General features: G+C 33.4%; 4 protein-coding genes. 3 read left to right on the top strand and 1 reads right to left on the bottom strand.

Annotated features, from left to right (window positions below; all coding sequences use genetic code 11):
• The first annotated feature begins 3 nt into the window (after positions 1-3).
• Genes WKT17_RS08010 through WKT17_RS08020 form a run of 3 tightly spaced genes read left to right on the top strand, consistent with a single transcriptional unit; the run spans position 4 to position 11,209 of the window.
• The gene (locus tag WKT17_RS08010; protein WP_340272310.1) at positions 4-9,900 is read left to right on the top strand and encodes an amino acid adenylation domain-containing protein; all 9,897 of its coding nucleotides are present in this window, start codon (positions 4-6) and stop codon (positions 9,898-9,900) included.
• Positions 9,901-9,953: 53 nt separating this feature from the next.
• On the top strand, positions 9,954-10,979 hold the full coding sequence (locus tag WKT17_RS08015; RefSeq protein WP_270475789.1) for a 3-oxoacyl-[acyl-carrier-protein] synthase III C-terminal domain-containing protein: 1,026 nt from the start codon (positions 9,954-9,956) through the stop codon (positions 10,977-10,979).
• On the top strand, positions 10,976-11,209 hold the full coding sequence (locus tag WKT17_RS08020) for an acyl carrier protein (RefSeq protein ID WP_340272312.1): 234 nt from the start codon (positions 10,976-10,978) through the stop codon (positions 11,207-11,209). The genes WKT17_RS08015 and WKT17_RS08020 overlap by 4 nt, the downstream gene beginning before the upstream one ends.
• Positions 11,210-11,295: 86 nt before the next feature.
• Here the strand turns inward: WKT17_RS08020 and WKT17_RS08025 are convergent, their stop codons facing one another.
• Entirely contained in the window at positions 11,296-12,543 is a 1,248-nt protein-coding gene (locus WKT17_RS08025) for an IS110 family transposase (RefSeq protein ID WP_118623116.1), read from the bottom strand.
• Positions 12,544-12,610: the final 67 nt, after the last annotated feature.

Here is a 12,610-nt window from a genome sequence, read left to right on the forward strand (position 1 = left end):
ACTATGGGTTATAATTTATTTGATAAAATGAACAGGGAATCTAGTGTAGAAGAAATCTATGCAAAGTATAATGCCACAGACAAAACTTTTGAAAATTATACATTGATTGATCTTTTTAACAAGACCGTAAAAAAATATCCCAATAATATCGCAATCAAAAATGGAAATGAAGAGATTTCATATGAGAAGCTGCACAAAATGGCTGTAAAAGTTGCTGATAGTTTAAACGCTAAAGGTATACGATCAGGAGATAAAATAGGAATTATTGCTTCAAGAAAAATTTCGACATTAATTAATATTATTGGTACCTTAATGGCAGGAGCGGCATATGTTCCTATAGAACCGGAATTCCCTGAAGAAAGAAAAACATTTATTGTAAGTAATAGTAAATGTAAAGCACTGCTGGAAGATAATGCATTACCAAAGATTTATGAAACCACAAGCGAATTGGTAAAAACTGATAAGTTCGAGCCAACGGCATATGTAATCTATACTTCTGGAAGTACAGGGCACCCTAAGGGGGTAGAAATTTCAAATAAGGCAGTAGTTAATACAATTTTGGATGTGATTGAAAAATTCAATATTACTGAAAAAGATAAAATACTAGGAGTATCTTCTATGTGTTTTGACCTGTCTGTTTTTGATATTTTTGTAACCTTCGCAACAGGTGCTACATTAGTGCAGATTGAAGATCCGAGAGATGTGTCAGATATTCTGGCTTTGATTGAAAAAGAAAGTATTACGATTATTAATTCTATTCCTTCTACAATGGAATTATATGTAAATAATAGTAAAGAAAGCTATAAAAACAATTCAGTAAGACTTTCTTTATTAAGTGGAGATTGGATCTCACTAAAGCTACCAGATAAAATAAAAATGAAATTTCCAAACTGTAAAGTAATAAGTCTTGGTGGAGCTACAGAGGCTTCTATATGGTCCATTTACTTTCCAATAGATAAGGTAAATGACACTTGGAACAGTATTCCCTATGGATATCCTTTAGCTAATCAAAAAATTTATATTTTAAATTACGAACAAAAATTATGTTCGTATGGGATAGAAGGAGAAATATATATAGGTGGGCAAGGAGTAGCGAAAGGGTATATTAATGATCAGATTAAAACAGAGAAAGCATTTGTCGAGCATAGTAAATTGGGGAGATTATATAGGACAGGTGATTACGGTGTAATGACACGTGAGAACTACATTCGGTTTTTAGGGCGAAAAGATAGCCAGGTCAAACTTCATGGATATCGAATAGAACTAGGAGAAATAGAATCTGTTATGAAGAAATTTCCTAGCATGACTGACGCTGCCGTTTCAATTATAAAAAATGAAGCTAATAGTGATATCTTGTGTGCCTTTTATGTAATGGAGGAAAAATTTCTGCCTGATTTAAAAAAATATATGCAGACATATTTACCTACCTATATGATACCTACCGAATTTGTAAAAATAGATAGTATACCATTAACTCTAAATGGAAAGGTAGATAGAAATGCACTGAAAACACAAAGGATATCTCAAAATAAATTGGTGACAAATACTGCAGAGAAAAATGTTTCATTAGAAACAAGACTGATTCAATTACTCAAAAATGTATTTCCGACAAAAGTGGATATAAGTGCTAATGATAATTTCTTTGAATTAGGTTTAAATTCAATTTCAATGGTAAATCTTGTCGGGGAAATAGAAAAGGAACTTGGAATTCAGTTGAAATTCAAAGAATTTCTAAAAGCAAACAATATTCATGAATTAGCAGAAATATTAAATGAATCAACTATAAGCACGGTAGAGCATAAAGAGGTGTATAAGGCAAGCGATAAAGAACATTTATACGATCCATTTCCAATTAGTGATGTACAGTTAGCATATTTTATGGGGAGAGATGAAGCATTTGAGCTTGGCGGAACTTCTACACATGCGTATGGAGAAATAGAATCAACATTAAATATAGAACTATTTAATCAAAGTCTGCAAAAAGTTATTGATCGACATCCTGTTCTACGTTCGATTATTTTACCTAATGGTATGCAGAAAATATTAAAAAATACTGAAGAATATCAGATAGAGGTGCTTGATTACTCTGGCATGACGGAAGAGCAGTTTCAAGAGAAAGTTTTGATGGAACGAGAACACTCATCACATCATGTTTTCAAACCGAATGAATGGCCATTATTCTCCTTTAAAGCCTTTAAGACGCCCCATAATACAAACTATTTATTTGTAGAATTAGATTTGCTTATTGGTGATGGTATGAGCATGCGAATCTTGGTAAATGAAATTATGGAATTTTATAATAATCCATCACTAGTATTGCCACAGTTAAACTATACATTTAGAGATTATATGTTAGCACTGGAAGAATTCAAAAAAACTGATGAATATAAGAGTGCGAAAAAATACTGGCTGGATAAAATTGATGAATTTCCAAGTGCACCGGCTCTTAATTATGTAACTAAGGTGAAAGACGTTCATACACCTCATTTTGAGCGAGTCGAAAAAATCTTTAATGAAACAGAGTTAGAAAAATTACGGGTTGCTGCTAGAGCACATAATGTGACGGTTTCATCCGTTCTATGTACAGCGTTTTCAAAAGTATTGGAATTTTGGAGTAATCAATCGCATTTTGCGATTAATCTAACAGTATTTAATAGAAAGAAATTTCACCCAGATGTAAATAAACTAATAGGAGATTTTACATCCACGATGTTACTGGATGTGAATTTTGAAGGGTCTGATGACTTCTGGGAAGAATGTGCAAGAACTCAAGAGGTTTTGATGGAGGCGTTGGAATATAGAGACTACAATGGTGTTGAATTTATTAGAGAAATCGCAAAGCACAGGCATCAAGAAAATATGGCAATCATGCCTATTGTTTTTACAAGTATGATTTTTGATGAAAGTAATCACCAGGAAAACTATGTTGACGCAATTGGAAAAACAAAATATGAAAGAAGCCAGACCTCACAAGTATTCCTCGACTTCCAAGCAAGTGATGATAATAATCAGCTAAAAATGAGCTGGGATTATGTTAAAGAACTATTTGATGCAACCGCAATTGAGGATATGTTTACCTGCTATATAAAACTGCTTTTTGATGTTATCGATGGAAAGAAAAAAATTAAAATGGAAATGCCTAAAGATGACAAGGAATTTATCGAACAGTATAATTCTACAGAAGACTATATTCCTCAAGGGTTATTATATGAATCCTTATATACAAACGCTCGACTGATACCTAATAATATAGCTATTATAAATGGCACTGAATCTATAACTTACGAGCAACTTAACAAATTATCCAATAAAGTTGGACACTATCTATGTACTCAGGGTATTAGAAGAAAAGATGTGGTATGTGTTCTTGTGAAACCAAGAATAGAGACAATTGCCATTATATATGGAGTTTTGAAAGTTGGAGCAACTTATGTGCCTATAGACTCAAGCTACCCAGAAGAGCGTATTAAATACATAACTAATAAATGCAATTCAAAACTTTTGGTAGAGAGCTATCCCGAGAAAAAAATCTGGGAAACGCTTAGTGATGAAGATTTGAAAGTTTCGAGTTTGCCTACAGATCTAGCCTATATTATTTTTACATCAGGAAGTACAGGTATGCCTAAAGGTGTTGAAATCACACACGCAGCAGCTTATAATACCATCTTTGATATTAATAATAGATTTAATATATCAGAAGAAGACAAGATTCTTGGTGTTTCATCACTCTGCTTTGATTTATCAATATATGATTTATTTGGTACACATATGGCAGGCGCTTCACTTGTCCAAGTGGAAGATTCTAAGGATATTAATGAAATTTGTAGCGTGATAAAAAAAGAGAATATAACAGTATATAATTCAGTTCCAGCCATAATGGAATTGGTTGTTTCAAATATGAAGCCAACAAATAACAATCTTAGACTGGTTCTTTTGAGTGGAGATTGGATACCTACAGACTTGCCTGATAAAATTCGCAAGACATTTGGAAAAACTGAGATTATCAGTCTTGGCGGAGCAACAGAAGCAAGTATTTGGTCAATATATTATAAAGTGGATAAAGTAAAGAAAGAGTGGGAGAGTATTCCATATGGTTGTCCACTTAGAAATCAAAAAATGTATATATTGGATAGTAAGAAGAGGATTTGTCCAGTTGGAGTCATCGGAGAAATATATATCGGAGGTCGAGGTGTTGCGGCTGGATACGTGAATGAATCTAAATTAACAGCGGAAGCATTTATTTCACACGAGCTAGGCTATCTGTATAGAACAGGAGATTATGGCGTATTAGTTCGAGATGGTTATATCAAATTTATGGGAAGAAGAGACTCTCAGGTTAAGATTGGAGGATATAGGATAGAACTGGGCGAAATTCAGAGTAAATTAATGCTTATAGATTGCATTAAAAAAGCAGTTGTTTTAGTTAAAGAGGGTAAAGATGGTAGTAAATTTTTAAACGCATATGTCGAAACTTCTGCCGAAGTGCAAGAGAAATATATTAAAGAAAACCTTTCTAAGTATCTTCCTAAATATATGATACCGGATCAAATAATAACTGTAGATAGTATACCTCTTACCGGAAATGGGAAGATTAATACGAAAGTGTTACTAGATCTTTCTAAAAATGGTTGTAGCAAACCACAAGTTTATATCAAGCCTAAAAATGAAACTGAAGAAAAAGTATATGAGTTATGGAAGCAAGCATTAGGGATTGAGGAGTTCTCAGTCGATGAAGACTTCTATATGTTAGGTGGACATTCAATTACTATGATTAAACTTCTTGCATTAATCGAAAAGGAAATGAATGTAAAACTTTCGTATAGTGAATTTATTCAAAATCCTACAGTTTTGCAGAATGCCCTCGTTATTAATTCAAAAAAAACTGGAAGTCTCACGCAATATCCGGAGCTTTGCGTTGATCAGAATAAAGAGTATGAGGAATTTGAATTAACGGATATTCAAATGGCCTATTTAGTAGGTAGGAATACAGCTTTAAAATCCGGCGGTGTTTCAACGCATATGTACACGGAACTTATTACAGAGCTTGATATGAAGAAATTCAATGTTGCTTTAAACAAAACGATCTTACGCCATGGAATGCTTCGAGCAATTGTTTATAAAACAGGTAAACAAATAATTTTAAAAGATGTACCTGAATATAGTATTTTTATTGAGGATATTTCGGATTTGTCAGAAATAGAGCAACAGGATAAAATTGTCAAAAAACGTGAAAACCTATCCTCTCATGTATTTGATACGGAAAAATGGCCGCTATTTAATTTTGAAGCATTTTATTTAGGAAAGGGAAAAAGCTATTTATTTGTTGAGTTCGATCAGCTAATTGCGGATGGGACAAGTATACAGATTATTACAAATGATATTTTAGACTTTTATTTTCATCCAAATGCAACAATTCAGAATACAGAGATTACATTCCGAGACTATATGGAGACATATTCACTGATGAGGACGCAAGATAAATATGATGAAGATAAAAGGTATTGGCAAGAAAAAATAGATATTTTCCCAGAAGCACCAATGCTCCCTATTATAAAAGAAGGACTACAAGAAAAAAAATGGACATTTAAGCGATTAAGTACTGTTATAAGCAAAGAGAAATATGAAAAAATAAAGAATTTTGCTATGAAGAACAGGACGACAGTTTCAGTTGTATTATGCGCTGCGTATTCAAAAGTATTAAGCGACTGGTGCAACCAAAAGAAAATTGCATTAAATTTGACATTGTTTAACAGATATCCATTTCATAGAGATGTTGATAAATTAGTGGGAGATTTTACATCTGTATTATTGTTAGACATTGATTGCAGTGAAACAGATAATTATTCAGAACTGTGTTCTAATATACAAAGAACCTTAGCAGAGGCTATGGAACATAAATTGTATGAAGGAATTCAGGTTATTAGAGATCTCGCAAGAAAAAAGGGAATGGTTAATCAACCTGTGATGCCAATAGTGTTTACAAGTATGCTTTTTGGAGAACACAAGGATTCAAATCACACAATTGGAAAACAAGTATATACATCCACACAAACAACACAGGTATTTTTGGACCATCAGGCAAATGATATGGATGGCAATCTAAATCTCACATGGGATTACGTGTCAGATTTGTTCGATAAGGATGTTATTGAAAAAATGTTTGAGCAATATATAAGCAATGTTAATAACATAATTGATGGTAACGTCCTTTTTGAAGAGCAGCTAAATACCTCTGATATCAACTTACTTAAAAAATATAATATGACTGAAACAACAATATCAGATAAGAGCTTAATTGAATTATTCACTGAATCGGTACGCAAATATCCTGATAATATTGCCGTTATTGATAATGATGACATGATTACATATGGAGGATTAGACCAGATGTCTAATCAGATGGCCAATTACTTAAAAGAAAAAGAAATAGAAAAAGGTGACAAAGTTGCTATTTTAGGATACAGGGATTTTAATACTATTGTAGGTGTTTTAGGTATTCTTAAACTTGGAGCCGCATATGTACCTCTCGATCCTGAAGTTCCTAAAGAAAGAAGGGAATTCATAAGGAAAAATAGTGAATACAAGTATTTATTAGATACAAAAAATGAAAATGAGTGGACAAAGTACGCATGCCAGTATGAAATCGAGAAATTTGATGAAACCTCCCTCGCATATATTATCTATACTTCAGGTAGTACTGGAAAACCCAAAGGAGTAATGATTTCAAATTCTGCCGCAGTTAATACTATTTTGAATATTAATAAAAAATTTGGTATTACTTCAAATGATAGAATAGCAGGAATTTCATCACTATGCTTTGATCTTTCTGTCTATGACATTTTTGGCGCTTTTGAAGCAGGAGCGAGTATGGTTGTAATCAAAGATCAGCGCAATATGCAGGATGTCATTAAAACTGTTGAAAAAAATAAGGTTACCGTGTGGAATTCAGTTCCTGCAATTATGGAAATGGGAATTCGCTATATAAAGACATCTGGAGAAAATGATTATGCTTGGGATATGGAAGCAGAAGATTATGAACTGCATGATAAAAAATTGTACTGGTCTCCAGCAGCAGTTTGGAAAATTAGTAATAACGCTTTATTTATAAATAATAAAGTAGTTGAAGATTCCTTTATGGCGAAATTTTTACCGGAATTATATTTTTATGTGCAGGATGGAAGAAGCAAAGATGAAATTTTAGATCATTTTTCTGATTTGCCGCAAAAAGATCTGCAGAAGTCCATAGAAAATTTGCTGGAAGAGCACATTCTAATAGACTCTATTTTGTCCCCAGAAGAATTATTTGAAACACAGGACAAATTATATCAACATACATTTGGAGAAACCCTCATTTACGATGCAGAGTCATATAAAGAGTTTAAAAAAATGCAGATGCGTCGGCAGTTGGATTACAGAGGAGAGAGAATTAAGCTGCTAAATAATATCAAATATCCGGATGTAATAAATGATAGGGAAAGCTGTAGAGAATTTAATCAAAAGAAAAAGATTCCATTTAGTATATTTTCAGCGGCATTATCAGTATTTGCACAAAGAAATACAGAGGGAAAGGTAAAATATAACTACTCCAGTGCTGGAGGTTTATATCCAATTGATCTATATGTTTATATTAAAAAGGATCGAATTGAAAGTGTAAATCCTGGATTATACTATTACAATCCAGTGAATAATGGATTAATCGTAGTAGAAGATGGTGAAGTTATCTCTTCCGATGCCCATTATTTTACTAATAAATCCATTTTTAATTCATCAGCATTTTCACTATTTTTTGTTTATAATGCTGCAGTTACAATGCCCAGGTATGGTGGAGCGGGGTACGAATATGGATTTATTGATACGGGTATTATGACAGCACTATTCACGCAAATCTGCCAATACTTAAATTTAGGAACTTGTTCAATAGGTGATATGAACTTTTCCAAAATAGCTAAGAAATTTAAAATGAAAAAAAGCCAAATGTGGATACATACAGTTGAATGCGGAATAAAGAAAGATAACAGCGAATTAGCTATGTTACCTGTAAATCAAGATCTAAAAGATAAATCAGATAATAGTCAATTGGTAAATAGCGATTTACGCGTGGTGATGCTTAGTGGTGACTGGATTCCAAAAGATCTCCCATCAAAAATCAAATCATATGCACCAAATGCTAATATAGTAAGCCTAGGTGGTGCAACAGAAGCCAGCATCTGGTCAATATATTATCCTGTAGATGATGTTGATAAAAAGTGGAAAAGTATTCCATATGGATATCCTTTAGCTAATCAAAAAGTTTATATTATGGATACAAAAGGGCATGTGCTCCCAGTTGGAGTGAAAGGTGAAATTTGTATTGGAGGTATGGGTGTAGCAAAGGGATATTGTAACGATGAAGAAAAAACAAATCAAGCGTTTATTACATATCCAAGGTATGGAAGAGTTTATCGCACAGGTGACTTTGGTATTATGCATCAGGAAGGATATATTGAATTTTTAGGTAGAAAAGACTATCAAGTGAAAATAAATGGATATCGGATTGAATTACAAGAAATTGAAAACGCACTAACTTCAAATTATGATATTGAAAACTGTGTTGTAAAAGTGCAGACTGATCAGTTTGGAGATGTTTTAATTGCCTATTATACAGCGAATAGCGAAGTGAATGAGGTGGAACTGAAGACATCGTTAAAAGGAATTCTGCCTGATTACATGATCCCTAAATATTTTATGAAAATAGATTGTTTTTATCTTAATAGTAATGGGAAAATAGATCGAAATAAATTGCCTAAATTCAATATTAAAGTTAATAGAAAAGAAAATGGGGTGATTGCAAAGACTGATACTGAAAGAAAAGTATGCAATATAGTGGAAGATGTATTACAGGTTTCAGGAGTGCAGATTTCAGATGATTTTTTTGAAATTGGAGGTGACTCTCTGAGAGCGACAGAATTTGTCGCAAAAGTAGAAAAAATATTTAAAGTAAAAATTGGGTTTGAGATTTTCGAAAATTCAAAGATTTCAGATGTTGTAGAAACCATTGAAAATAAGAGAAATGAGGTGAAAGAGAAACATGAAATGAACAATAATATTGAGATGATTAAACAAGGATCAAATACGCATAAAAAGTTTTTCCTTTTTAGCGAGGTACAAGGAGCTATTGATCAGTATTATCCTTTAGCTAAATTTGTAAAAGATGAATACTGTTTGTATGGTGTTAAAGATAATTGGTTTAATGGATTAAGTGCAATGAATGTGACGCTTGAAGCATTATCAAAAATATATGTAGATGAAATAGTAGAGTTAACGGATGATAAAGATGAAGTTATATTAGGGGGCTGGAGCTTTGGTGGTCTTTGGGTTCTAGAGGTTTATAAGCAATTGAGAGCTTATCGTAAAGTAAAATACCTAGCTATAATTGATTCTCTTCAACCGGATGCTGTATTTGATATGCCATTGGAGTTTACATTAAATGAAGAAAAAGAAATTGTGAAACAATATATTTCGCCTTCAATTGAAGTAGATTCAGCACCTAATACAGAAGAGCTTTGGAAAATGGTAATTGGCTATTTTAAAAAGAACACGCATTCTTATGAACGATTTATAAATGGTTTTGGCGATTTGAGTTTCGTATTGCAAGAAGCAGACCCTGTAGAATGCATTAAGCATTTTAATCTGTTCCGAACACTTTCGAGTGCACAAAGTAAGTATAAAATGGGAAATGAAAGCTATGACATACCTGTTGTATTAGTCAAAGCTGAAAAGTCTTATATTAATATGGACTTAGAAGTATGGAATACACTTTTCCCGAACAATCAAATGTTAATGTATCCAGTAAATCATAATCAAATTATCCAAGAACCTGTAGCTTCTGAATGGATTAATAACCTCAATCAGGTGATATAGGTGTTTATAAGAATTCTGCCCCCTATTAGTTTAGGGGGCATGAAAGGAGAGACATGAATAAAAATATTGAAATTTCAGGAATAGGTATTGATTATCCAAGTTATGGAAAAGTAGATTACGATAGTTTACGAAAGTATTACCAAGATAAAAAAATAAGAATAAAAAGTTTGATGAAAATATTGGGTAAAAATGGACGGTTTACTGGAAACAATAGTGATGAATATTATAAATTGATGGAAAATGCTTCAAAAGAATCTATAAAAGCAGCTGGGATTAATATTAATGATTTAGATATGATCGTTGTAGCTACGGATACTCCGGAATATTTATCACCAACAAATGCACTTAGAATAACTAATATTTTGCAAGCCAAAAATGTGAAGGTAGCATTTGATATGAATGCCAATTGTGCAGCAGGAATTATTTCGCTAGATCAAGTAAGTAGTTATATGAAAGAAAATACAACCATAAATAATGCTTTAGTAATTTGTGCATTTATGGGAAGCTATGTTTTTACTTCTGAAAATCCAATTTCATATTGCACTTTTTCCGATGGTGTTTCTGCTATCGTTTTGAAAAAGGCAGAAAGTTCATACGGTATTATAGATACTAACTATGTAACAGATAGCTCTTATATGGAGATGGATGTTATTCCGGCTAGTGGATTCTCAGAAATCTTGAGGAATGAAAAAAGACATGATGAAGATTTAAAATTGGGAATGGATCAAGGACTAGATATATCTTTTATACCTGAAATATGGTCCAAACAATTAGAAAATTTATTTGCAAAAAATAAATTGACTCCTGAAGAAATATCGCAATATATTTTTTCACAATTTTCTTTGTATCATATAAAGAGTACTATACAGAAATTACATCTTTCTAGCGAACACTACACATATGTTGGAGATAAATACGGATATACTGGTGAATGTAGTCCAATATTTGCATTATACGATGCAAAAAAATCCAGGAAAATTAAAACAGGAGACTATATTGTTTTGTGCGGTATAGGCGCCGGATATACTAGTGCAGCCATGTTATATAGAGTGGGAAAGGATGATTTAAATATATTATGAAAGTAGGAGATTTTTTACAAGAAAAATTTAGAGATATGGGATTTGAAGAAGAAATGTCGCAAGAAACAATTCTGGATTTGAATCTTACCTCGCTTGAAAAAGTGGATTTGCTTCTATCAATTCAAGAAGAATACGGTATAGAAGTAAAACTATCAGAACTTGATAATATGTCTTTTAAGATCTTAGATGAGTACATATCCAGGAGAATTAAGATTGAAAATGAAAAGTAGAGGTTATCCATTACCTTAATCGCATTACAATAAAGCCATCTTACGGTGGCTGCTTTGAAAATTGAATATGTAGACAAAGTTATAGGTTATTCCGTTGCTGACTTGATGCGGTAACCTTGAAACTGAGCCATTAAAATAGCCTGCTCAACCGTGATTTCACGGGTTGTCGGAAGAATATCAGATTTTTGGTATAAATCTGAATTATAATTCTCACCATTTTTGAGCATGTGGTATAATGCTGTAAGAAGCATTCTTGCAATAGCAATGATTGCCTTCTTATGACCGCGACGCTTTTTGATACGGAGGTAGCGGTCACGAATTTCAGGATGCTTTTTGCTCTTGATCGCAGCGTTTGCACACTGTACAAGAAGAGGTTTGATATAGCATCCGGCCTTGGAAACCCGGACAGATTTTTTCTTCCCTGCACTTTCGTTGTTGGTTGGAGTAAGACCAGCCCATGAACATAAGTGTTTCGCCGAAGGAAAAGCCTCCATGTTTGTTCCGATTTCGGAGATGATACCGATAGCAGTAAAGGTGTTCTTAAAACCTGGAGCGGTTAGGATAATGGAAATTTCCTGCTGATAGGGATTGGCGAGCGCAAGAATGAGTTCTTCTAACTCTGCTTTCCGGGATTCAAGGTTATCAAAATGTTCTTTAATGATCTTTAATTTAGCAGCCTGTTCCGGAGTAATATATCCGTCAATGGCGAGTTCCAGTTCAGGAAGTTTATCTTTCATGGAACCATGGATTAAAGATTCAATATCAAAAGAAGTATTATCAGGATTTTCAAGGATTTTAGCAATAATCTTTTGAGAACTTTTGCCAAAAGTGTCCGAGACAACGCTTGCCAACTGAATGTTGGAAACCGTGAGACAGTTCTGGTATCGGTTCTTTTCACTGGATTTAAAGCAGGTCAGTTTGAAACGGTAACGCATAAGGTCACGGAGCTGTCGAATGTCAGCAGGAGGCATAAAGCTACCGGCAACAAGATCATGCTTAAACAGGTCAGCAATCCATTTCGCATCTTTCTTGTCAGTTTTTTTACCACGGATAGCCTTAACATATTTGGGATGAGCAAGGACGATGGAACAGTCATGTTCTAAGACGTTGTAAACGGGAATCCAATATTTACCTGTAGATTCCATACAGACATCCTTGCAATTACGGTCGAGCAGCCATTTGAGCAACTGTTTCAGCCCTTTCGTGTAGGTTGAAAAGTGATGGCGCTCATAGGTGGTAATGCCTTGCTTATCAGTTTTAGCAATACAAGCCACTACAAAGTTTTTGTGGACATCGATGCCACAACAAATTTTGTACACGATTTTTAAAGCCATAGGGACTCCTTTCAGAACCAAAAGGTTCACTAAAGATTATAGGGAGAGACGGCATTGACTGAACGCC

This window comes from Blautia sp. HCN-20427 (assembly GCF_037890365.1).
Lineage (GTDB): Bacteria > Bacillota > Clostridia > Lachnospirales > Lachnospiraceae > Blautia.

Bases quoted from the DNA above. Each gene is read 5' to 3' on its own strand.
- WKT17_RS08010 (WP_340272310.1), top strand. From the start codon at position 4: ATGGGTTATAATTTATTTGATAAAATGAACAGGGAATCTAGTGTAGAA.
- WKT17_RS08015 (WP_270475789.1), top strand. From the start codon at position 9,954: ATGAATAAAAATATTGAAATTTCAGGAATAGGTATTGATTATCCAAGT.
- WKT17_RS08020 (WP_340272312.1), top strand. From the start codon at position 10,976: ATGAAAGTAGGAGATTTTTTACAAGAAAAATTTAGAGATATGGGATTT.
- WKT17_RS08025 (WP_118623116.1), bottom strand. From the start codon at position 12,543: ATGGCTTTAAAAATCGTGTACAAAATTTGTTGTGGCATCGATGTCCAC.